Origin of the sequence: Providencia manganoxydans (genome assembly GCF_016618195.1) — a bacterium.
Lineage (GTDB): Bacteria > Pseudomonadota > Gammaproteobacteria > Enterobacterales > Enterobacteriaceae > Providencia > Providencia manganoxydans.
In genome coordinates this window covers 1,670,430-1,694,684 of record NZ_CP067099.1, presented here as the reverse complement: position 1 = coordinate 1,694,684, position 24,255 = coordinate 1,670,430, and the positions used below count along the sequence as shown (strand labels likewise).

General features: G+C 41.3%; 17 protein-coding genes. 2 read left to right on the top strand and 15 right to left on the bottom strand.

Annotated elements, in window-relative coordinates:
- Positions 1-7: 7 nt before the first annotated feature.
- From JI723_RS07440 to JI723_RS07430, 3 genes are all read right to left on the bottom strand, one after another.
- Positions 8-904: a Dyp-type peroxidase gene (locus JI723_RS07440; protein WP_070930076.1), complete on the bottom strand. Its 897-nt coding sequence runs from the start codon at positions 902-904 to the stop codon at positions 8-10.
- A gap of 173 nt (positions 905-1,077) precedes the next feature.
- Positions 1,078-1,674 (bottom strand): RpoE-regulated lipoprotein, encoded by a 597-nt coding sequence (locus JI723_RS07435; protein WP_337979897.1) that lies wholly within the window; start codon positions 1,672-1,674, stop codon positions 1,078-1,080.
- A 70-nt stretch (positions 1,675-1,744) separates the two neighbouring features.
- Positions 1,745-2,176, bottom strand: coding sequence for a GNAT family acetyltransferase (locus tag JI723_RS07430; RefSeq protein WP_070930074.1), 432 nt, complete (start codon positions 2,174-2,176; stop codon positions 1,745-1,747).
- Between the two features lie 136 nt (positions 2,177-2,312).
- Between JI723_RS07430 and hemF the strand changes: the two genes are divergently transcribed.
- Together hemF and JI723_RS07420 are read left to right on the top strand one after the other, a co-directional pair.
- The gene (gene hemF / locus JI723_RS07425) at positions 2,313-3,233 is read left to right on the top strand and encodes an oxygen-dependent coproporphyrinogen oxidase (protein WP_337979896.1); all 921 of its coding nucleotides are present in this window, start codon (positions 2,313-2,315) and stop codon (positions 3,231-3,233) included.
- Between the two features lie 290 nt (positions 3,234-3,523).
- Positions 3,524-4,684: a M4 family metallopeptidase gene (locus JI723_RS07420; RefSeq protein ID WP_272581186.1), complete on the top strand. Its 1,161-nt coding sequence runs from the start codon at positions 3,524-3,526 to the stop codon at positions 4,682-4,684.
- Between the two features lie 79 nt (positions 4,685-4,763).
- Here the strand turns inward: JI723_RS07420 and rluF are convergent, their stop codons facing one another.
- From rluF to JI723_RS07360, 12 genes are all read right to left on the bottom strand, one after another.
- Positions 4,764-5,639: a 23S rRNA pseudouridine(2604) synthase RluF gene (gene rluF / locus JI723_RS07415; protein ID WP_070930071.1), complete on the bottom strand. Its 876-nt coding sequence runs from the start codon at positions 5,637-5,639 to the stop codon at positions 4,764-4,766.
- Between the two features lie 184 nt (positions 5,640-5,823).
- Positions 5,824-7,296: a ribosome biogenesis GTPase Der gene (der, locus tag JI723_RS07410; protein ID WP_272581187.1), complete on the bottom strand. Its 1,473-nt coding sequence runs from the start codon at positions 7,294-7,296 to the stop codon at positions 5,824-5,826.
- A gap of 137 nt (positions 7,297-7,433) precedes the next feature.
- Positions 7,434-8,606 carry an outer membrane protein assembly factor BamB gene (gene bamB / locus JI723_RS07405; protein ID WP_070930069.1) on the bottom strand — a complete coding sequence of 391 codons (1,173 nt, stop codon included), beginning with the start codon at positions 8,604-8,606 and terminating at the stop codon, positions 7,434-7,436.
- 33 nt (positions 8,607-8,639) lie between these two features.
- The gene (locus JI723_RS07400) at positions 8,640-9,260 is read right to left on the bottom strand and encodes a YfgM family protein (RefSeq protein ID WP_070930068.1); all 621 of its coding nucleotides are present in this window, start codon (positions 9,258-9,260) and stop codon (positions 8,640-8,642) included.
- A gap of 10 nt (positions 9,261-9,270) precedes the next feature.
- Positions 9,271-10,563: a histidine--tRNA ligase gene (hisS, locus tag JI723_RS07395; protein WP_319066159.1), complete on the bottom strand. Its 1,293-nt coding sequence runs from the start codon at positions 10,561-10,563 to the stop codon at positions 9,271-9,273.
- A 213-nt stretch (positions 10,564-10,776) separates the two neighbouring features.
- A complete protein-coding gene (gene ispG / locus JI723_RS07390) occupies positions 10,777-11,898 on the bottom strand; it encodes a flavodoxin-dependent (E)-4-hydroxy-3-methylbut-2-enyl-diphosphate synthase (RefSeq protein ID WP_070930067.1) in 1,122 nt (373 codons plus the stop codon).
- A gap of 163 nt (positions 11,899-12,061) precedes the next feature.
- Entirely contained in the window at positions 12,062-13,009 is a 948-nt protein-coding gene (gene rodZ, locus JI723_RS07385) for a cytoskeleton protein RodZ (RefSeq protein ID WP_272581189.1), read from the bottom strand.
- A gap of 195 nt (positions 13,010-13,204) precedes the next feature.
- Positions 13,205-14,386 (bottom strand): dual-specificity RNA methyltransferase RlmN, encoded by a 1,182-nt coding sequence (gene rlmN, locus JI723_RS07380; protein ID WP_070930066.1) that lies wholly within the window; start codon positions 14,384-14,386, stop codon positions 13,205-13,207.
- 152 nt (positions 14,387-14,538) lie between these two features.
- On the bottom strand, positions 14,539-14,964 hold the full coding sequence (gene ndk / locus JI723_RS07375) for a nucleoside-diphosphate kinase (protein ID WP_070930065.1): 426 nt from the start codon (positions 14,962-14,964) through the stop codon (positions 14,539-14,541).
- 306 nt (positions 14,965-15,270) lie between these two features.
- Entirely contained in the window at positions 15,271-17,592 is a 2,322-nt protein-coding gene (pbpC, locus tag JI723_RS07370) for a peptidoglycan glycosyltransferase PbpC (RefSeq protein WP_337979895.1), read from the bottom strand.
- 75 nt (positions 17,593-17,667) lie between these two features.
- The gene (locus tag JI723_RS07365; protein ID WP_337979894.1) at positions 17,668-22,716 is read right to left on the bottom strand and encodes an alpha-2-macroglobulin family protein; all 5,049 of its coding nucleotides are present in this window, start codon (positions 22,714-22,716) and stop codon (positions 17,668-17,670) included.
- Positions 22,717-23,244: 528 nt separating this feature from the next.
- Positions 23,245-24,207, bottom strand: coding sequence for an Rpn family recombination-promoting nuclease/putative transposase (locus JI723_RS07360; protein ID WP_337979893.1), 963 nt, complete (start codon positions 24,205-24,207; stop codon positions 23,245-23,247).
- Positions 24,208-24,255 lie beyond the last annotated feature (48 nt).

The following is a 24,255-nucleotide window of genomic DNA, read 5'->3' as shown; positions in this document are numbered from 1 at the left end:
TTGTGGCTTATAGTGCAAGTAATCTATCAATAGAAGGAGCAAAGTAGTAACTACCTGATACCGCTTTAGTCATACGCAGCAAATCATCATATTTACCGTCTTTTTCACCAAACATACTTAATAACTGTTGTTCAATATTATGTAAACGCGCGCAATAAGCGACAAAGAACAAACCATGCTTACCACTCGCAGTACCATAAGGTAGGCTATGACGCATAATAGATAGCTCTTCACCATCCTCTTCGACCACAACACGTGAAACGTGGGAAGTCACATTACGGGCACTTTCATCAAGCTCAACGCTATCTTTTTTAGTGCGACCAATCATCTTTTCTTGCTCATGCTCAGAGAAGCGCTCCCATTTTTTCAAACTATGCTCATAACGCTGAACAAGAATATAGCTGCCGCCCATATCAATACCATCGGCAATCAGAGCAACCTCAGCAATTTCTTCACCTTGTGGATTTTCACTACCATCAATAAATCCACTCAAATCGCGCTCTTCTACCCAGCGAAAACCGTGAGTCTCTTCCTCAACTTTAATCGCTGAGCCAAATGCTTTTAACGCCGCTTGAGCTAACGAGAAGTTAATATCATGACGTTGAGATTGAATATGAATAAATAAATCACGTTGGGTTGCAGGCGCTAGCCCTTTCCCTAGTTGACGAAATGGTTTCAATTCAGGCGCACTTTCAGATGATGAAAGTTGCTTCCAGATATCCGACCCAAATGCAACAACAGCACCCAAACGATCGGCTGGATATTGTTCTTGTAATTGCGTCAACGCATCCACAAAGTGCTGGCAACCTAATTTAATTTCATCCAAAGTTCCTTGCACCATTGCTTCAATAAAAATGCCGAAACGACTGTGATCTTTCAGAATACCGCTCTGAGAATGAGACATGTAATCAACCTCTTATTATATGTAAGTAATTCTCAGATTATTTTAACGCAAATAATTGCCAGCAGGTAAGAAATAGATGGGATTGATTTGATTAAATCACTATTGAGTGAAGATAAAATTACGTGCTTTATTCCTATTTGGTCCATAAAGCACGCGATTAAATAATATTTGTATTATTTTTTCCAAGTTATTTGCGAGATCGTCCAGCTTTTTAACTCATCGTCAGGTGGCATTAAACCTTCAGGTCCTTGCCATTTACCAGTAAAGCTATAGACAATATGTGATGTTTCCGGCGCAATGCACTCGACTGTTGGCTGGTCATTAATCGGCTCAGCTATTTTACAAGCACCAAACGCTTTCTCATAAATATCGCTAAACTGCGAACCGATTTCTGTTCCCCATTCAGTGACAATTTTAGGATCGTTAATTATAACCCGTGAAACGTGCCCTTTTTCAGGCCCAATCACCTCAACCTTAACCGTATCATCATCAATGCCTTGGAAAACAGTGACAATTTCACCTTGCTCGGTTTGCATACCACTGCGAATGGTATAACGATTATCCAAACGCTCTTTAATGATATCTGCTTGCATCGGCGTAAAAGCAGTGATCCCACCAACCCCTGCCGCTTTAACCGTTATTGGGCTACTGAACCAATTCATCGGTGAAAGTGAAGACCAGAATCCTCCTGAGCCTGCGCAACCAGACAATAACAATACGCTCGTCAGTGCGGTTATCTGAGAAACCTTCACAATTGCACTTTTAGGCATAACATCCTCTATTAATGATTTACTTGATGCTTACTGTGACAACCTATTTTTAAAAACATTCCAGCCGACACTAAAAATCTAAATCATTTGTTAATGTTTTAGTGTAAATAAGGCGTGCAGGTTGCTCTTCTTCATAAAGCATTTTTTCAAACATACAAATCGCTGAATCGGACTCTTCATTGACAAGTAATTCAATTCTGCCGCAGCCTCTAGCACGTAATTTCTTTTCTAAACGACTAATTAAAGCATTTGCAATGCCTCGACCGCGGTACTCTGGATGAACCGCTAAATAACAAGCGGAGCCTTTAATACCGTCATAGCCTCCCATAACAGTACCAACAACCTCTCCTGTCACTTCAGCAACCAGAAATAAATCAGCACCACATTGTAATTTGCGTTCAATATCAAGTTCAGGATCGCCTCCGAACTCATTTAAGTCGCAGCGTTCCCACAGCGTGATGACTTCCTCAAAATCACTTTGGCGGAAAATACGTATTTCCATATTGATGACCCGTTTTAACTGAGCTTTCTGCCATTATCACTGCTTTTGGCGCACAATCAATATTCAATATGCCTTTTTTAATTCAAAAAGGTATACTTTACTCACTTTTTTTTACCAACCGTTCAATTGGAAAACAATGAATTACCCTGATATTTTTCGCGTAAAAGCCTTTTTACTCGAACTACAAGAAACCATTTGCCAAAAAATAACTGAACTGGATGGTAAGGAAACCTTCCTAGAGCAAACATGGGAAAGAGCTGAAGGTGGTGGCGGTCGCAGCCGCGTATTAACGCAAGGCGCTATTTTTGAACAAGCGGGCGTTAACTTCTCCCATATACAAGGTAACCAGATGCCTGCTTCAGCAACAGCGCATCGCCCTGAACTCGCCGGCCGTAGCTACCAAGCAATGGGGGTCTCCTTAGTGATCCACCCTCTTAATCCATACATTCCAACAACTCATGCCAATGTACGTTTTTTTATTGCCGAAAAAGAAGGTCATGCCCCTGTTTGGTGGTTTGGTGGTGGATTCGATTTAACACCCTACTATGGTTTTGAAGAAGATGTTATTCATTGGCACCGTGTTGCTCGCGATCTGTGCGAGCCATTTGGCACTGACACCTATCAAACCTATAAAGATTGGTGTGATGAATATTTCTATTTAAAACATCGCGATGAACCAAGAGGTGTTGGTGGATTGTTTTATGATGATTTGAACAAACCTGATTTCGAGACTTGTTTTGCATTTACACAAGCCGTCGGTAATGGCTTCTTAGAGGCCTACGTTCCTATTGTCGAAAAGCGCCGACATCATTCTTGGGGAGACAGAGAACGTCAATTCCAACTCTATCGACGCGGGCGCTATGTAGAATTTAACCTAGTGTGGGATAGAGGCACATTATTTGGTCTGCAAAGCGGTGGACGCACTGAATCTATTTTAATGTCCATGCCGCCACTCGTACGTTGGGAATATGATTATCATCCTGAACCTAATAGCCCCGAAGCTAAGTTATACAGTGATTTTTTAGTCACTAAAAAAAATTGGCTAGATAGACTCTAAATAATTCAAGATGCAGGTAGGCGACAAGCGAAGATAGATGGGGAGCATAGATAAACTCTGTGACTTGGCGAGCGTAGCGTAGTCACTTATACCTCAACGAAAGCCCTGCAACTTGAAAAATGACGAGTATAAATAGTGACAGTGATTACTATCATTAAAGTCGCTAAAATGCTTGGCGGCTTTTGTGATAAAAATTAGCAAATTTTAATAAACATGATTAACTATCAACTAGTTACATAATCAACTTCATCGCCTATGATTCCATTCTCACAAACAAAATGGAGTCTATTATGAGTCATATCCTTGGTCGTTCTTACCTTCCCCCTTACCTTGTTGCTCAGATGTATCAAGATTCACCCTCACCAAGTAAAAAATCAACGTTACTTCATGTTAATGAATTAATGAGCAAAGCATACAGTTTAGAAGATAAGGAACTATTAAGATCTTTATTTATGAATGTGGCAAGCCCAGGTAATCGGTATGAACGTATCATTAGAGATGCACAGCAAAATGAGGAGTCTAGTTGGCATGCACATTCTAATTTACCTATTTGTTCACGCTCTGATCTATCGTTAGATAACTCAGCACCAAATCCATATGTCCTACACATGCCACATGAAGATTTTTCAATCATTATGAAAGAAGGTGACATTAACGCACCTTCAACCGCCGCGCGCACTGTGTATGATTCTGTTGGTAAAGTGCGCTCTTTTTACAAAGAAAAATTAGGCATTGATAAGTTATTTGGTTGTGATTCGCAAATTAATGCGGTGATCCACTACGGTGAAGATTACGCGAACGCATTTTGGAATTCACAAGCCATTTTCTTTGGTGATGGTGATCGAGTCTATATGGGTGCCTTTTATAATGACATCGATATTATTGGCCATGAACTCAGCCATGCTTTCGTAACCTTCACAACTGATTTTGACTATTGGTTCCAATCTGGCGCACTCAATGAATCTGTTGCTGATGTTATAGGTATAATGGTGAAACAATATGCTCAAAATGAACGAGCTAATGAATCTAACTGGCTATTAGGGGAAAATCTGTTCCTTGATAAGTATCATGCACCTGCATTACGTTCAATGAAAGAGCCGGGCACTGGGTATAATATTCCAATCTCTGGTGGAAAATATATGAAAGATATGCAAGTTGGTCATATGCAAGATTATATGCATCTGTCTGCATATCAAGATAATGGTGGTGTACACATTAACTCAGGGATCCCAAACAAAGCCTTCTACTTACTTGCTACAGCACTTGGAGGTTATTCATGGGAAGTCGCAGGGCAAATTTGGGTTCAAACTATGTATGACAGTACACTGAGATCAAACGCAACATTTAAAGAGTTTGCTAAAGCAACAATTAACACTGCAAATCAAAAATTTGATCACCGTGTTGCTAATATCACGAGAAAAAGCTGGGAAGATGTTGGTCTATTTGTTTAATCCTTTAAATAAGTTAGTCTGCCAGTAATGGCAAAACTTGTCAGCCATAAGCATAAGATACGGCTGACAGTTAATCGTATTAACGTTTTTTCTTTTTACGTCCTGGTTGCGTAAAGCGTTTACGAGATGCAGTATCCGTTGTTGCTTTTGATTTATTTCCTGCGTTTGGCTTACTGTTGCCTTTTCCACTCGCGGGTGTTTTAGCTTTTACAGGTTTCTTCGGCTTGGCATCTGCTTCTGATTTTTCAATCATTTCAAATAACTTAATTAACTCATCATCAGTTAAGTCTCGCCACTCCCCTAATGGGATCCCCGAAAGACCCACATTCATAATTCTAACTCGCTCTAATTTCGTGACCTCAAAACCAAAATGTTCACACATACGGCGAATTTGACGATTAAGTCCTTGAACTAAGGTAATACGAAATACAAATGGTGCTTCTTTTTTCACCTTACATTTCTTGGTCATCGTCCCTAGGATCGGTACGCCAGCTCCCATCCCTCGAATAAACTCTTCAGTCACGGGTTTATTGACGGTAACCAAATACTCTTTTTCATGCTCATTGCCAGCGCGTAAGATCTTATTAACCAAATCGCCGTGGTTAGTTAAAAAAATCAAGCCTTGTGAGTCTTTGTCTAGACGACCAATAGGGAAAATACGTTTACTGTGGTTAACATAATCGACAATATTATCTTTTTCGCCACTTTCGGTGGTACTCACTATACCAACTGGCTTGTTCAGTGCAATTAGCACCAAATCTTCTTCATTTCTTGGTTCAATAAGTTGCCCATTCACTTTGACAACATCACCACTAAAAACTTGATCGCCAATAGCCGCGCGTTTGCCATTGATAAAAACATTACCTTGTTCAATGTAGCGATCTGCATCACGTCTTGAGCAAATACCACTTTCACTAATGTATTTGTTAAGACGTGTAGAAGATTGAGTTTGCATGGTTACCCTCTGTAATCTGCATTGCAGGAGCTCTTTTCTCCCAATATTAGAAAGCCGTAACAGTGGATACCATTACGGCTTGTTAGAAGCGCACATTCTCTGTGACTTCTATACTCCTCATATTTCAAGAGGCAGGCATTTCGTTAAGGTATGCTACGCCTCGAATTATTTAGAGTATATATTGTTAACGTTTTTTCAAATGCTGCATTAAACGCTTACGTTTACGCAGCTGAGTGGCCGTTAACTGATTCTTTTTGTTTGCATAAGGGTTTTCGCCCTCTTTAAATTGAATACGAATCGGTGTTCCCATCACCTGTAATGAACGACGGAAGTAGTTCATCAGATAACGTTTATAACTATCTGGTAAATCAGAAACTTGGTTGCCGTGGATCACAACAATTGGTGGGTTATGGCCACCTGCGTGCGCATATTTCATTTTAACGCGACGACCACGGATCAATGGTGGTTGGTGCTCATCTTCCGCCATTTTCATGATACGTGTCAGTAAAGCCGTACCTACACGGCGGGTGGCTGACTCATAAGCTTCTTGAACAGATTCAAATAAGTTACCAACACCGCTACCATGTAATGCAGAAATAAAATGGATACGTGCAAAATCAACAAAGCCAAGACGTAATTCGAGCATGTCTTTTACATGATCACGATCTTCAGGCTTCATACCATCCCATTTATTAACGGCGATAACTAAAGAACGACCTGCGTTCAAAATAAAACCTAATAACGATAGGTCTTGGTCAGAAATCCCTTCGCGTGCATCGATAACCAACAATACAACGTTAGCATCTTCGATAGCTTGTAATGTTTTAATCACTGAGAATTTTTCAACAGTTTCAGTCACTTTACCGCGTTTACGGACCCCTGCCGTATCAATCAAAATATACTCGCGTTCATCACGCTCCATTGGGATATAGATGCTATCACGTGTTGTACCTGGCATATCAAATACCACAACACGATCTTCACCAAGGATACGGTTTGTTAGTGTAGATTTACCGACATTTGGCCGCCCCACTATCGCCAATTTGATTGGCAATGTGGTTGGATCAAAATCATCTTCTTCGTCCTCGAATTGCGCATTTTCCTCTTGGGCTGCCCAGTAAGCGGCATTTTCTTCTTCTTCGGTCAGCTCAACGTCTTCTTCGATTTCAATAAAAGGCTTCAGTGATTTTTCAATTAACTGTGTTACACCACGACCATGCGATGCAGCAATAGAATGGATTTCACCTAAACCTAAAGAATAAAAATCACCAATTGCACTATCAGCATCGATACCATCTGTTTTATTGGCAACTAAATAAGTTTTTTTCTTACGGCTACGTAGATGCTTGGCGATCCCCTCGTCCGCAGGCATTAACCCTGCTCGTGCATCGACCATAAATAGAACCACATCAGCTTCTTCAATAGCTTGCAATGATTGCGCAGCCATATGGGTTTCGACACCTTCCTCGGTGCCATCGATACCACCGGTGTCGATAATAATAAATTCATGCCCTTCTACTTCAGCACGACCATATTTACGATCACGAGTCAGACCGGGAAAATCCGCTACCAGTGCATCACGGGTACGGGTTAATCGGTTAAATAACGTGGATTTTCCTACGTTTGGACGCCCAACCAGCGCTACGACGGGTATCATTATTTGATGCCTCACTACTTTAATTAACTAAAAGAATTTTGTGTCGTGACTAAAATAAACACAAAAAACAAAAAACGAAACGGCTCCTACATCAGGAACCGTTAATTTTATAGAGAAATTGGTGACTTGTCAGAAAATTAACGCGTCAACAGATAAACTGTGCCGTTTCTTGTCTGGATCATAAGTTTATCACTGGCTACCACAGGGCGGCTATGGATACCTGAGCTGTTGAGCTTGTTTTGTGCCACAAAACCACCCGTGCTCATATCCAACCAATGCAGATAACCTTCTTTATCACCAACAACAATGTAGCCATTGTACATTTCTGGAGCGCTCAAATTACGGTTTAATAAACCTTCTTGCGTCCACAATGTCACACCATCACTCTTACGAACGGATAGAACACGGTCATTTTGATCAACAAGGTAGAGATTTTCACCCGACAACACCATATTGTTGACAGAACCGAGATCGCGTTTCCATTTGATTTGGCCTGAACGCATATCCAATGCAGCTAACGTTCCGTTATAAGCAATTGCATAGATCATACCGTCATCAATAACTGGCGTCATATCCACATCATCCAAGCGACCAATTTCAGTAGAGCTGGTCACTTGAGAAATGCGTTGCTGCCAAATTAATTGGCCTTGTGACAGTAATACCGCGCTCACGCGACCATTGTCACCACCCACAATTGCTGCACCATATGCCACACTTGGTGCTGACTCGCCTCTCACGGACAGTGATGGGGTATCCATATTCACTGTCCATTTGATTTCACCGTTGTTCTCATCAAGTGCTTGTAACATTCCATTACTGGTATGAACAATCACAAAACCGTTACTGGCGACCGGACGAGAAAGTGCTTCACCCGCAACTTCCACATCCCAAACAACTGAGCCGTCTTCTTTGTTTAGGGCAATCACGGTTCCACGCTCAGTGCCAATATAAATATGATCACCAGAAACGGTTAACCCACCTGATAGCAGTGCAGATAAGTTGGCAGAAAGAAAACCTGTACGCTTAGAAAGATCAACAGACCAAATTTCTTTACCACTATCCAGTTCAAATGCTTTCACTAACCCTTTGCGATCAGCCGCATAGATTGAGCTACCATCCCAAACTGGCGATAAATCAGAATAAAATTGTTCCACACCATTACCGACTGATTTATCCCAAACGATAGATGGGGTAAATTGATTTTCAACCTGTGGGAGTGGTGCCATAACGATAGAATCAGTTTCGCTGGAACAACCGGCAAGTAAAGCTGAAGCGACTAGGCCAATCAAAAGTGTTTTCCGCAACTGCATGTTAATCGTTTCCTTTCTACGTTATGTTATGAATTAATTAGACACGTTATTCAGTTTAAGGGTAAGGAGACCTTTAAGGGTCTGTGATCCTTCACTATCTAGCCCTTGTGTATATGCAGCTTTAGCACCTGCTATATCACCTTTTTGAAGTAATGCATCCCCACGAACATCTTGTGCAGCAGCCTGCCATGATTTCGCTTTAATATTACCAATAGACGCTAGCGCTGCATCTGCATTACCAAGCGCAAGTTGTACTCTAGCTAAACGCAAATTAATTAAATCTGCCATATCTTCCGTTTTGGCTTTCTCTAAAGCATTTGCTAATGACTTTTCAGCCATTGCTAAGTCGCCTTTATCAACCGCGACCTGAGCCAGTTCTAAACCAATCATCGCGCTATAAACATCATTGGTTTCTGCCGCGAATTTTTGTGCGGCCTCAATCCCTTGAGCTGAACCAGAGTGCAGTTGAGTGCTAACGTTTTCAAATTTTTGTGCGCTTTCTTGCAGTACATTCGTTTTATGAGACTGCCAATAGTTCCACCCAAAAACAGCACCAACACCTAAAACAAGCCCAACAACTAACGCAACACCATTATTAGCAAAAAAGCGTTTAATCGCATCAACTTGATCATTTTCGTTTGTATAGACTTCCACTTGTCTCTCCTTAACCTAACAGTTCAGCTAAACGCTGGGCTAAATGCTGTTGTGAAATCGTTTCTTGCTCACCTGTGCGCAAATCTTTAACACCAACTTGGTTATTTAAGATTTCATCATCGCCTAAAATCAAAGCAATTTTAGCGCCTTGTTTATCTGCGCGCGCTAATTGTTTCTTAAAATTACCGCCGCCGTGGTTTGTCATCACACGCAGTGTTGGTAACGCATCACGGACTTGTTCTGCTAACATTAACGCTGATTTTTGACTATTTTCACCAAATGATGCCAAATAAACATCGGTCACTGATTCATCAGCAGTAAAACTTGGGTTAAGGTCTTTAACTAATAAAACCATACGTTCCATACCCATTGCAAAACCAACAGCTGGTGTTGCACGGCCACCCAACTGTTCAACTAGGCCATCATAACGACCACCGGCACATACTGTACCTTGTGAACCTAATGCCGTTGTTACCCATTCAAACACGGTGCGGTTATAATAATCAAGACCACGAACTAAGCGCTGATTGACACGATATCCAATACCCGCCGCATCCAATAATTTACATAAACCATCGAAATGCTCTCGCGATTCATCATCTAAATATTCAAACAATTCAGGTGCGTCATTAAGTAATGTCTGCACATCTTTATTTTTCGAATCCAAAACACGCATTGGGTTAGTGTACATACGACGCTTGCAATCTTCATCGAGTTTATCTTTATGTTGCTCAAGGAACTCAACTAATGCTTCGCGATAACGTGCACGAGCTTCTAAAGAGCCAATCGAGTTCAACTCTAACGTGACATGTTCACTGATGCCTAAAGCACGCCACCAACGCGCAGTCATCATAATCATTTCAGCATCAATATCAGGGCCGGCTAGACCAAAAACTTCTGCTCCCAGCTGGTGAAATTGACGGTAACGCCCTTTTTGCGGACGTTCATGACGGAACATTGGCCCAAGATACCATAAACGCTGTTCCTGATTGTACAGCAAACCATGCTCTATACCTGCGCGGACACAACCGGCAGTATTTTCAGGGCGCAAAGTGAGGCTGATTGGCTCTTTATCGCTTTCTTGGCGATCGATAAAGGTATACATCTCTTTTTCAACCACATCGGTCACTTCACCAATTGCCCTACTAAATAGCGGGGTATGCTCTACAATCGGGGTACGAATTTCACTAAAGCTATATCCTTGTAAAATATTTTTAAGAACTGCTTCAATTTTCTGCCAGACTCGAGTGTCTGCCGGCAGGTAATCGTTCATGCCACGAACGGCCTGGATATTTTTTGCCACGTTATGTCTCTATTTTCAGAATCGAATAAACTCGATTATAAAAGCGAAATGTCATTGGGTTCAATCGACAAACAACAATATTCCTGCTCAATCGGGAATTATCTGTGCTTTTGCGATAGATAGCGTTAGTTTTTACTCTACAATATGCGGATTTAATAGGCTAAATAGAGATAAAAACAAAAACTGGCTCGCAAAGAGCCAGTTATTTGACAACTATTTTTCTATTTGGTTTATCTCTATGCGATTACTTTCATCAAGCATTGCTGCTTTTGCGCGAATTTTCGCCTCAAGCTGATCGATAATATTATCATTATCGAAACGCTCTTTCTGACGTTTACCGTCTTCATAGAAACCACTTTTCGTTTTAGCGCCAGCAACACCAAGAGTGGATACCTCTGCCTCGCCGGGGCCATTGACCACACAACCGATGATTGAAACATCCATTGGGGTAATAATATCTTCTAAACGCTGTTCTAATGCGTTCACAGTACCAATAACATCAAACTCTTGGCGTGAACAGGTTGGACAAGCGATAAAGTTAATTCCACGAGAACGAATACGCAGTGATTTAAGAATATCAAAACCAACTTTGACTTCTTCAACAGGATCGGCTGCCAGAGAAATACGCAGCGTATCCCCGATCCCTTCAGATAACAGCATACCAAGACCAATCGCCGATTTTACTGAACCAGAACGAGCACCACCGGCCTCAGTAATACCTAGGTGTAACGGCTGGTCAATTTTCTGGGCAAGAAGGCGATATGAGCCAACGGCAAGAAAAACATCGGATGCTTTAACACTAACTTTAAACTGATCGAAGTTTAATCTATCTAAAATATCCACATGGCGCATTGCCGATTCAACTAATGCTTCAGGTGTGGGTTCACCATATTTCTCTTGAATATCTTTTTCAAGAGACCCCCCATTAACACCAATACGAATAGGGATATTGTAATGACGAGCACAGTCAACAACTTGACGAATACGCTCTTCACTACCAATGTTACCCGGGTTGATGCGTAAACAATCAACCCCATATTCCGCCACTTTTAATGCAATACGATAATCGAAGTGGATATCGGCAACCAAAGGTACATTAACCTGTTGCTTAATTAACTTAAATGCCTCGGCAGCATCCATCGTCGGAACAGAAACACGTACGATATCAACACCGACACGCTCTAATGACTGAATTTGGCGTACCGTTGCATCGACATCTGTCGTACGGGTATTGGTCATAGATTGAACTGCGATAGGTGCACCATCGCCAATAGGGACTTTACCTACATATATTCGGGTGGATTTACGTCTTTTGATCGGTGATTCATTATGCATTTTAATTTAACTCTCCGGACATCCATGTGCTCTTAAACACTGTTGTGTCGTGATAATCATTGCTTCAATTATCACTATACACAAAAACGTAAACTGCAAACTATCACATTTGATGTTTTAGGATACAGTTTACGTCTTCAATTCTTCGCTTTATACCTTGGCCTTATGCTTCAGGGACTTTCAATTTAGCAGGGCGATTTGCCTTAATAAAACGACTTAAATCAACAACATTACCATTAAACTGTGCATCCACGTTTGCTGGCGCACCAATATTTAAACGGTAAGGAGGAGTACCTTGTAAGTCGAGCTTATCGCCATTATTTTTTGTGCCACTAAACAAAATTTTATTATTAGCATCACGGACTTCAAGCCAGCATGGGCCTTTAAAACTCATCACTAATGCATCTTGAACCACAGGAGCGGCTTCAGGCTCATCATGAGTTTGAGCGCGATCGACTGTTACAGTTGTATTTGATGCGTTTGGTAATGGCACTGTTTTAACAGGCTGCGATTCCATGACTTGAGTATCGATAGGTTGTGCCGGTGCTAAATCAATCGGTGTACTTTCCGCGGTCAGTGGCGCATTAATTGCAGAATTATCAGGAACGTCGCTCGGCGATTCAGTTGAGTTTTCAACATTGTTTTGTTGAGAAAGGATCAAATCATTTTGATTTGCCATCGTCGTTAACTCACTTTTTTGTGCCTGATGGTCTTGCCACCACCACACACCGACCATTGCAATTAATAAAATCACAATCAGCCAAGTGACTTTCATTAGCCAGCCTTCACGTTTCTTACGTTTTTTACCTAACGAATAGCTTTGCATAGGTGAAACCGTTGACATAGCAATCGGTTCACCGGTTTTTAATAACGCGTTTAATTCACTCTCAGCAACATTTACCATGCGTGCATACAAACGCATATAACCGCGCAAAAATGTGGGTTCAACACCAGCAGGCTTTATATCTTCATCGATTTCTCTTACCGTACTCACCTTAAGACAAAGACGCTCAGCGACCGCCTCTTGCGTGAGCCCCATACGTTCACGAGCCTGAGATAATAGTTTTCCTACAGTGATTGGGGTTTGTTCGGTATTGTTATCGATAGTCATTTGCTGGCAACACTGTTTCCGAGTGAATGAAATATAAAGCTATTTATCCTAAGCTTTATTCGTAATAATCCTAATGTGACAATTAAATTGATATCATCACCTACAAAACATTGTAGGTGATGAGGGGCATTTTGCCTATCCATAAAATGATCTAGATGATAACTAGACCAAATGTTTAAGACTCAACTATTAACATCAGACTGCTTTAACCTTGATAGGTTCCCCAGCCATGCGTTTTTTCAATGTCCGTTTTGTTCTGTCAATCACTTCACCCGCTAATTGACCACACGCTGCATCTATATCATCACCGCGAGTTTTACGTACTATTGTTGTAAAACCATACTCCATTAACACCTTAGAAAAACGGTCAATACGGCTATTTGAGCTGCGGCCATAAGGTGCTCCGGGGAACGGGTTCCAAGGGATCAAATTAATTTTACTTGGTGTATCTTTTAAGCATTCCGCTAATTGATGCGCTTGTTCAGTACTATCATTAATATGATCAAGCATCACATATTCCACAGTAACACGGCCACCATTAGCATTCGATTTTGCAAGGTAGCGTCTAACACTGCTCAAAAAGGTTTCAATATTGTACTTTTTATTAATTGGCACAATATCATCACGGACATCGTCGGTCGGTGCATGCAATGAAATCGCTAAAGCCACATCAATCATATCGCCGAGCTTGTCTAAAGCGGGTACAACCCCCGAGGTTGATAAAGTCACACGACGTTTAGATAAGCCAAAACCGAAATCATCCATCATGATTTCCATTGCTGGCACGACATTATTTAAGTTCAATAATGGCTCGCCCATTCCCATCATCACTACATTGGTGATTGGACGACGACCACTGGATTTCAACGAACCAATAATTTTTGCAGCACGCCAAACTTGCCCAATAATTTCTGAGACACGTAAGTTACGGTTAAACCCTTGCTGTGCGGTTGAGCAGAATTTACATTCCAGAGCACAACCTACTTGTGAAGAAACACATAAGGTTGCACGATCATCTTCTGGGATATAAACCGTTTCGACCTGTTGGTCACCCACAGTGATCGCCCATTTAATTGTGCCATCCGCAGAACGCTGTTCTTCGGCAACTTCCGGTGCACGGATTTCAGCGACTTCCTTCAGTTTCGCTCTTAGAACTTTGTTGATATCTGTCATTTGATCAAAATCGTCATAACAGTAGTGATAAATCCATTTCATTACTTGGTCAGCACGGAATGGTTTTTCACCCATTTGCGCGAAGAATTCACGCATCTGCTTACGATTTAGATCCAGCAGGTTAATTTTTTGTGAGTTAGTTTCTGGTGTGACAGAAATAGCTGAGGAAGTTGCACATTGTGCACTAGTAGTCATGTCGGACATTTTGAGTTGCCTCGTTGTTACACTTTCGGCGAGTGCTATTAGGATAGCACAACGTTAATAATAAAATCGCCCTGTTAACAATTATATTAACAGGGCGACGCATTGTACAAACTTTATAGGAATAATGCTAATGCATTACACCAGTTTATCACTTAGCGTGGGCAGATTTCATCTTCTGCAAAAAAATACGCGATTTCGCGGTTTGCTGATTCGATAGAATCTGAACCGTGAACGGCGTTTTCAGTGAAACTATCTGCATAATCAGCACGCAGTGTACCTGCTAGCGCGTTATCTGGATTAGTTGCACCCATTAAGTCACGGTGACGTTGAACTGCATTTTCACCTTCAAGAACTTGCAGCATGATTGGACCAGAAGTCATGAACTCAACCAGACCTTCGAAGAAAGGACGGCCTTTGTGTTCCGCGTAAAAACCTTCTGCTTGTTCACGGGTCAAATGCAGCATTTTGGCGGCAACGATTGAAAAACCAGCGCTTTCAAAGCGGTGATAAATTGCACCAATTGCGTTTTTCTTCACTGCGTTTGGCTTAATAATAGAAAATGTACGTTGAACCGTCATAAATAACCTCTTTAGCGATATCGTGACTTTTACCCTGCGTTCTCAACTTTTCTTCAAGTAAATCAAAACGGAAAGTAGATGTCAGTTGTAGTTTTTTATAATGTATACTCGTTATACTTCCAGTTGCAGCCTTGTTGGTTGCATCTTGAATACTTTAGAGCATCTATATTCTGGTGACCAGCACCAGAAAATAAGGCGTTGATTATAGGGGCTACGATTACAATTTCCTACAGTCACATCAACATTTTGTTAAACTTTTTATAGCAAAAAACACTATTTTTTTGACTAAGTCACACTTTTAATGTGCTACTTCACTTTAAAGTCCACTGACGTGACTTGTCCACCCAAATCTAAAACCGATATCTGATAGCTACCCGATTTCTCCAGTGTCAATAAAATAGTGCCATTATGGTTAGTTTCTTGAACTTGTTCTCCATTTAAAAACCACCACTGATGACCTTGCCCACCTTGAGTGATTAAACGCAGATCTAAACTCGTTTTTCCCGGTAATCGCTGTAACACTTCTCCGCTACGAACGCCTGATATCAGTAGTGGTGGCATTTCAGCCCGTAACGGAGGACATTCAGGATCTGCTTTTGGTAAACGATTTATCCTTTTTTCACCAACAGGCAACCATGACTCTAAGGTTATCGGCCATAAATGGATCTCTTTTTCGGTTGCATTTGGGCAATCTGAAGCAACTTGCAAACCTTGACTGTTAACCCACACCTTTTGGCGTAAACCAAGCAAAGACTCTTGCTCCTTAGCCATCAATGTCGGTGGAATAGTATTATCTAAAATCCAACTCAAGCGACGCTGCCGGCAATTACTATCTTCTTTTGGCAGTGTAGTGCCACTTGGCCAACAAATCACTGCTTGACTGACACTAGCTGGCCGCGGATCTTTTGGTATCGATAGATGAGATTGATATAAACGAGCCAGTAATAGGTTATTGACTTGATTCATAATCGGGATCGCGGTTGCATAACCATACTGCCCCGCTACAGGCGTGCCATCAGGCCGCCCCACCCAAACGCCTATTGTATAGCGAGGGTTCACACCGATAGCCCATGCATCGCGGTAGCCATAACTCGTTCCCGTTTTCCACGCTAAATTGACTTGCGCGGTTAAACTACTATCCGGCACAGGACGCGCTTCGCCGCCCATAATACGGCGAATAATCCATGCTGCCCCCGGTGACATTAATTGACGATCACGCAATACGTCTGTGGGTCGATAACGTAAAGGCGATACCTTACCTTGACGAGCAAAGCCGCTATAAGCAGACACTAAATCATCCATGCGAGCCGCTGTTCCGCCTAAAATCAGTGATAAATTAGGTTCACTCGCTAATGGGAAACGTAATTCAGTACCTACGTTACGTAATTTAGCCGTAAAACGCTTACTGCCATAAACATCAAGTACTTGTACAACGGGTAAGTTCAAGGATCGTACTAATGCATCACTGACACTTACTGGACCATTAAATCCAGTATCAAAATTGCCCGGTCGATAATCATCAAAACGCCGCGGCACATCTTGCAGTAATGACTCTGCATGGATCAAACCATCATCCATTGCCAATGCATATAAAAATGGTTTTAACGTAGAGCCTGGTGAACGCCATGCCGTGATCATATCAACATGGCCAAAACGGCTATTATCTTGGAAATCAATTGAGCCAATATACGCTTTTACACTCATATCGGTATGATCGACCACCAGCAGCCCCAGTGATGTCTGTTTTGGCAACTGATTTTTCCAATTCATTGCCATATCTTCTAATTGACGCTGTAGCCCTGCATCAATAGTTGTTTCAATGATTGAGTCTTGAACATCTTTGACGACGCGTCGTGCCAGTAATGGCGCTGAATTTGGACTTTTACGCGGTGCCAACCAAATTTGTTCTTGTTTAATATCCGTTATTTTCTCTATCGGCCAAACTTGATACTCAGCCAATCTATCAAGTACTTTGTCACGAGCAGCTTGAGCCCTTAAGGGATAGCGATCTGGCCTTAGACGACTTGGTGCTTGAGGTAGCACAGCAAACAATGCCGCCTCCCCAGAGGTTAATTTATCTGGTGCTTTATTCAAATATACCCAACTCGCCGCACCTATTCCTTCAATCGTTCCGCCATAGGGTGCACGATTGAGATACATTTCTAATATTTCATTTTTTGAATAATGATATTCAAGCTGAGCTGTTCGCCATAGTTGCTTTAATTTACCCGTGACTGTTCTATCGTGAGGATCAACTAGCCGCGCCACCTGCATCGATATCGTGCTACCACCCGAAATAATGCGCCCAGAACTGACGTCCTGCCATAATGCTCTGAGTAATGAGAAAGGATTAACCCCCGGATGGTTATAAAAGTGACGATCTTCGTAGGTGAGTAACGCTTCAATAAATTCAGGTGAGACCTCATCTAATTTTACCGGATAACGCCATATTCCCTCTTTATCCGCAAAGCGCCAAAGCGGTGTGCCATCTGCGGCAACTACCGTGCGTGCCATCTCAATTTGTTTGATGGGTAATGGCCATATTTTATCAGCCAATACAAACAAGAGAGGCAAAAAAATCACCAAGAAGAGCAAAGTCAACCCAGTGCGTCGTAACCCTTTTTTCATAGATGGATGTACCGCAAAGAAATAGCCCTTATACTCGTCATACTTATAACTCACAGTATAAGGGCTTGCTCAAGATTAACGAACGATTTCTAGTTGACCATTAGCATTACCAACAGCACGCCATTCAGGAACATACATTGATTCCACTTGTGGAACTGGAACATTGTAGACGCCTGGGGTTACTGCACGCGCTAAATACACTAATGTCGTTGGCTTATATTGCTGAACTTCAACAGCAGCAACAAAACGGTCATCACGATATTCCATGTGACTAATTTGTGCTTGCTGCATGTCATCAATCACTTCTTGTAAGTTCGGTGCCGTTTCACTGAGATTAGCACTACTATTAGCAAGGTTTTGATTTTCTAATTCTAAACCTGCTGGCAGTAAATCAACCACTAATGCATCAGGCACTCTCTGAGTGGCGTTCACTTCTAATTTTACTACCACCATTTCACCCGTTCTTAAACGATCAAGTGAAATTGGCTTACCTTGTAAATCTAAATAAGTACGTTTTACATTCAATACATTAGAGCTTGGGCGTGGTGTATACATTGGGTAACCCACGACGTTCACACGACTATATAATGTGTTGGTACCCGTATTTTCAATGCTATAACCTGTTTGCAGTTGCTCTTTAGTTAAAAATTCATTGACTGGTTTGTCTGAAGACATCGGTGGTTGTTGACCGTTGATCACCGCTTTCCATGGTGACTCCGTATCATTGACATAATAACGACCTGCTAAGTACAACGCGTTACTTTCTTGAGTTGAGAAGTATTGCTGTGATACTAGGTTATTTGACAATGTTTGCAATTTTTGGTCACGTGATTTCGGCATCAATTGATGTTCATTCAGTAAGGCGACAATCAATGCATCATCACGAATTATTGAACCATAATCACCATCATAGCTGTAACGAGCTCGTTGTTTTTTCAAACCATCAACAATTGCGCTATCACCGCGTATTTTATCTCCCATCAAGTTCAGTGCAACACCCAATTGAACCAGTGATAAGCCACTATTAGCTTCATTGGCTCTTGAGTACAGTTGACGTAACGCGCCTAAAGGTGCTTTTTGTTGAGTTGCTAATACTAAACCAGCGTAAGATTGCGCGGCAAAACGCGATGCAGCTTGGTTATCAGTATATGGATAGTTAATTTGATTGCCATCTTGCAAATAGCTTAAGAGGCGATTGTTTGCGTTAGCAATAGCGTCTTGAGGTACTGAATAACCACGTTGGTTTGCTCGATTTAAGAAATCTGCTGCATATGCAGTTAGCCAATATTCCTCATTGCCATTACGATCCCATAAAGCGAATCCCCCATCGGTACGTTGCATACTTAATAAATGTGGAATACCAACTTCAATTGCCTTACGACGGTCTTCATCCGTTTGCGACTTCACACCCAACTTAGACAGCTCTGCCTGTGAAGAATACAATGATGGATATAAACCACTGATGGTTTGTTCAAGACAACCATATGGATAGGCAAATAGCTCACGAATATAACGAGCAATTTGTAATGGCGGACGGCTAGTTAACAGAACTTGCCCTTCTAGGGTGTCCGTTGATAAGCCACGTAAATCCTCTATTGGTAATGACCACTGCTCACCCGGTTCAACCGCAATCGCATAAGAAATCGTTTCTGCTGGTTGTGCTGGGCGAACACCCACTTTCCAACTATTGCTGTATTCTTTCAATGATTCACCCGGCAAATTAATACCATTGATTGTCATTGAAACTTCACCTTCGCCATACCCATAATCAGCACTGACAGGTAAAGTGATAGTGGTACGCTTGCCTTTAACTAATGACAGTTCTTTTGATGTAGGTCCTTCTAATTTCACCATACCTGATGCTTTGAAGGTTACCGTAACATTTTGCGTATTATCCGTGGTATTGGTTAAATCTAAAGCAAAGTATGATTTATCACCACCAGCCATAAAACGCGGCATAGACATTTGTGTTACTAATGGTGCGGCAACAACCACTTTACTGTCCGCATGGCCAAAGTCTTTTTCATTCCACGCTTGTGCCATTACACGTAATTCGCCATTAAAATCAGGAATTGCCAGTGTAATTTCACCTTCACCGTTTTTATCTAACGTTACAGGTTTAGCTTGCTCTGCAATGATTTGGACTTCAGTCAATGGTTTTAGGCCACCACGTTCTAATGCCGCATCTTCACTGTCACCACCAAAACGTAAACTCGCTAATTTGCCTTGTCCTTCAATCAGATGACCATATACATCATATTGGTCAACGCTATAGCGTTTGCGACCAAAGAAAGCATCATACGGATCAGGGGTTTTAAAATCAGTGATATTTAATACACCTGTATCAACAGCAGACAATAAGACGTTAACTTGTTCAGGCAAAGGCTTACCATCTTGCGCCGTTGCTTTCACTTTCACAGTCAGATCTTGATTTGGTCGCATCTTAGTCGGTGCATTCAACGTTAAACCAATTTTACGGTTTTCATCTGCCAATGGCACATGAAGTACGCCGATCGCACGTTTCACTGTCGCCTCTTTTGAATCATCTCCCGGACGTACAACTACGGCTGTGATATAGAGGTCATGACGTGCCCATTCTTTGTTTACAGGAACGTCGATTTCCATGCCTTTTTCAGGCACATCAATTTCTTGCCACCACAGTGGGCCACTACTTGATTCAAGTAAAATATAACCTTTACCTGCTTTAGGCGATTCAATGTGAACTTTTGCTTTTTCTCCCGGTAAATAAGCCGGTTTATTCAAACTGAGTTTGACCTGATCGGGACGTACGGCACCATTACCACCTACGTTATCTTGCCATGAATATCCAGCCCAAAACTGTATGCTGCTGACTAATTTGTTATCTTCATTTATCACTTCAAGACGGAAAGAGCCCCAATCAACGGGGAACGAGACTTTTGCAGTACCCTCTTTTTCAATCTTGATGTTTTCATTTGCCATCACCAAATCTTTTTGATCGTAATTTGATGTCCAGCCGCCACTTTCTGACCAACTCCAAAAATAGTCACGACGCTCATAGACAAGACGAGTCGTTAAATTTTCAGCTGATAATTTATTTCCTGCGGCATCAGCAAAGACCAATTCGAACTCAGCAAGTGAGTTTTCATCAACATTGTAGCGTTTGCTATAACGACCTGTACGATAGTCATAAATTTCTTTTTTATTGAACAGAGGGCGAATACCCACTAAGGCATTTGCAGGCCATACTGACTGTTCGGCACGACGCGTGACAGGTCTACCACCCGCTTCCAACAAACTCGCTTGAGCGACAACCTTAATTGGTGAACGCAGCGATTCCCAATTGCTTTGTGGAACGGCAATGACGGTTTCCCCGCTATCATTCAAGGTCAGATCGAATTCATCCAACTTGCGTTGCAGCCCTTCTTCACTTTCAAAACCAAACTCAAAGCCCGGTAATTTAGCAACAGCTTCACGATCAGGACGGATCAATATTTGCCCTTGTAATTCATTACCAGCTGCTGGTGCGCCATATAAATAACGCCCTTGAATATCAAATTCGACAGGTTGGTTGTTCAGTATCGGTTTGTCTTGTGCCGTAATGTCTAATGCCATACGCTCAGGCATAAAATCTTCGACATTAAACTTGTAGTAACGCAGAGGTGAGCCATCACCTAAATCAAAACGTAATGACCAATTACCTGTTTCTGCTGATTTTGGGATCTCATACTGATATTGATACAAACCATTTTGATCTTTTTCAGGCTGCCACACAAAACTTCTAACCACTTGGCCATCGGTTTTTAATACATCGACTTTGACTGGCTGTGCTTTGATTGGGTTTCCATCACCATCACGCAATAAACCATTAACCAGTAACAGCTCACCGGGACGATAAAGATCACGAGGACCAAATACAAAAAACTGTTTCGCATAACCCACTGGACCTGAAATATCAAATTCAGATAAATCAAGCGCAGGTTGGGTCAGGTCAATCATACTTGTTTGACCATTTAAAGTTGCCAGAAGTAATTTCCCTCCAGCTAATTTATCTAATTTGGCGTGGCCCTCACCATCGGTCGTCGCCTTATTCACTAACTGGCCTTTCTCATCCAGTATGCGTAACTCTACCCCTTTTAATGCGGAGCCTTTTGCCAATGATTGTGTAAATACATCAACTTGGTCTTGATAGCTGTGTAGTGACACACCGATATCACTCAGTGTAAATACCGTTGCAGGGAATTGATAACTATAGCTACCCGCCTTTTGCATGATCGCTAAATAGACACCATCTTGTTGCAATTCTTTGATATCTTTTAACGGTAATAAAATATTCTGGCGGGTATTCTTTTCTGGATTGAGATCAAAACGGCCTGTATAGGCTAATTTGACCTTATCGAGAAACTCTTCTGAATACCAATATTCGTAATTACTACGGTATTGCCACATTGCTAAAAATTGCGGGAGCTGCTCTTCATCAATGCGGAAAAAGTTAACATCAACTTTATCAACATTAAGCGCCATCACAGGTAGCCCTTGCGCAACTTTACTTGGTAATAAAGAACCTTTGCTAGCAAAACCCACGGTAGGGATAATTTGAGCAGTTTGGATTTTTTTCTCAAATGGCGCAGTGATTGTACGCTCATTAACCGCTTTGATCCCCGTATTAACGGTTAAATTTAGCTCTCTTGAAGGAGGTAAGTGGCGAAAGCGTAACTCCATCTGATTATCAGAGAGTTCCCATGCTCCATCTAGCTTTCCTGTTTTTACATCAATGAGATTCAAAAACTGACTAAAATCTTGGTTTGGCTCTAGAGGCACAGAGAAAGTCACCACCATTGCGCTGGCACCGTCTAATTGCAGTTCAGATGCATCGAGGATAGTCACATCTTTACCAGCATAGCGTTTGATCATCTCTTCTTTTGAAAGTTTCGCTGCCGTTTTGTTTTCTGCCGCAACTGGTGCGGTCTTAGTTTGATTTTCTGCCGCTGAATTTTTTTCAGTCGCGACATTGGTTTCTTTTTTGCTTGTATCGTCTGTATTATCACAACCCGTTAATGCAATGACAGATGCAAGAGCCGCTGCAATATAACGTTTTTTTGTTTTTAAACCCGCCAATGAAGCCCAACTAAAATGTTGATTCATGACCGACTCTTCCTTTTATAGTTAAATTTATTGAGCTGTACTTCCAATCAATATGTTGAAAGCAACAAAAATTTTGACCTGATAATAAAAATAGGCGAAGACTGAAATAGTCTGTATCAATCGGTTGTATAATTTAACAGAGAGGGAACCTAGCACCTATCAGACAAAACGGAAAAATAGCGTGATATTCTGTGTAATTAGTTATTATATTTCTTTAAATTAAATAAATTATTATTACTCACAGCCTGTATATTGTATTCATTGCACTTAAAATAATTAAGCCAGTTACAAAGGCTCAGCCTCTAAATCAAGTAACACGTAAGCATCCTATTTATACTCAAAATAACTCGAGGTTTAGCTAGCAGGCGGCAAGTGAGTGTGACGCTAGACAACCCTAGAAAACGATGTAACTAGTGCGAACAAATGTAGTCAACACCGACTGTAATTTTAATTATGCCTTGTATAACAAAAACTTAAGCTTAAACTTTCCTTTCTTAGCAATAGCTAAACAAAGCATAACTATTCATATTATTGTAGAGAAATAAGATCTTCTCGGCTTAACCCAGTACTTTCCATGATGAGTTCAAGACTAATACCATTTTTTAAAAGGGCTCTGGCTGTAGCGAGATTCGCCTCATGTTTACCTTTCTCAATTCCTTTTTCGATTCCTTTTTCAATTCCTTCTTCTAGACCTTGCTGATGCCCTTTCTCCCAGCCCACTTTTATGCCTTTATCTTGCAAACGTTGTGCGATACTCATAATAGCCTCTTGATATTTTTCAACCTGATCACATAATTGTTGAACCACTTCCTCAACATTTGGTGTATCTATCGTAGCAAATAAATAATTGAGAATAGTGATGACATCGCTATCAGTATTATAGTTGCGATTGATCGCTTGGGCTATTAAAGATATTACGTGTTCATTTTTATCTCGCAAATGTTTATGTTTCATCACCAATTCCATAATCGCCACCTTACGGAAATTGATAAAATCATTATCATCCACCACCGTTACATCAACCAAAGGAAAACAGCCTGTATATAACTGGTTTGCGACACTCGCTAATGGGAAGCAATCTGTCCATAGTTGCGAATAAGGATAAGGAGAAGTATCTCCATGGTAGAACAAGATAGGCACAACTAGCGGTAAATCTTTATGCCCTTGTTGCAAGTGTTGATTCATCGCCAAAAAAGCGTAGTGCATTAATCGCCATGCCATTAACTTATCTGGAGTTGATTGATGCTCAACAAGTAAGTAAATATACCCGTCACCTTCTGTCGTTTGCACCGAGTACAACACATCAGATAACCGTGAGCGTAACTGTTTATCGACAAAAGAGGAGTTCGTTAATGTGAGCGTGTTAAAATCACATAACGTACTAATGTGTTCTGGTAAATGAAAGTGAAAAAAATCTTTAGCATTCTCGACCTGAGACATAAAACTTTTAAATGCTGCATCGTGGACTGAATGTTTGTGTGCCTTCTTCATTACTGAGCCTTATCTGCGCAAACCAGTCAACAATGCATATTGTTTGTG

Bases quoted from the DNA above. Each gene is read 5' to 3' on its own strand.
- JI723_RS07440 (WP_070930076.1), bottom strand. From the start codon at position 904: ATGTCTCATTCTCAGAGCGGTATTCTGAAAGATCACAGTCGTTTCGGC.
- JI723_RS07435 (WP_337979897.1), bottom strand. From the start codon at position 1,674: ATGCCTAAAAGTGCAATTGTGAAGGTTTCTCAGATAACCGCACTGACG.
- JI723_RS07430 (WP_070930074.1), bottom strand. From the start codon at position 2,176: ATGGAAATACGTATTTTCCGCCAAAGTGATTTTGAGGAAGTCATCACG.
- hemF (WP_337979896.1), top strand. From the start codon at position 2,313: ATGAATTACCCTGATATTTTTCGCGTAAAAGCCTTTTTACTCGAACTA.
- JI723_RS07420 (WP_272581186.1), top strand. From the start codon at position 3,524: ATGAGTCATATCCTTGGTCGTTCTTACCTTCCCCCTTACCTTGTTGCT.
- rluF (WP_070930071.1), bottom strand. From the start codon at position 5,639: ATGCAAACTCAATCTTCTACACGTCTTAACAAATACATTAGTGAAAGT.
- der (WP_272581187.1), bottom strand. From the start codon at position 7,296: ATGATACCCGTCGTAGCGCTGGTTGGGCGTCCAAACGTAGGAAAATCC.
- bamB (WP_070930069.1), bottom strand. From the start codon at position 8,606: ATGCAGTTGCGGAAAACACTTTTGATTGGCCTAGTCGCTTCAGCTTTA.
- ispG (WP_070930067.1), bottom strand. From the start codon at position 11,898: ATGCATAATGAATCACCGATCAAAAGACGTAAATCCACCCGAATATAT.
- rodZ (WP_272581189.1), bottom strand. From the start codon at position 13,009: ATGACTATCGATAACAATACCGAACAAACCCCAATCACTGTAGGAAAA.
- rlmN (WP_070930066.1), bottom strand. From the start codon at position 14,386: ATGTCCGACATGACTACTAGTGCACAATGTGCAACTTCCTCAGCTATT.
- ndk (WP_070930065.1), bottom strand. From the start codon at position 14,964: ATGACGGTTCAACGTACATTTTCTATTATTAAGCCAAACGCAGTGAAG.
- pbpC (WP_337979895.1), bottom strand. From the start codon at position 17,592: ATGAAAAAAGGGTTACGACGCACTGGGTTGACTTTGCTCTTCTTGGTG.
- JI723_RS07365 (WP_337979894.1), bottom strand. From the start codon at position 22,716: ATGAATCAACATTTTAGTTGGGCTTCATTGGCGGGTTTAAAAACAAAA.
- JI723_RS07360 (WP_337979893.1), bottom strand. From the start codon at position 24,207: ATGAAGAAGGCACACAAACATTCAGTCCACGATGCAGCATTTAAAAGT.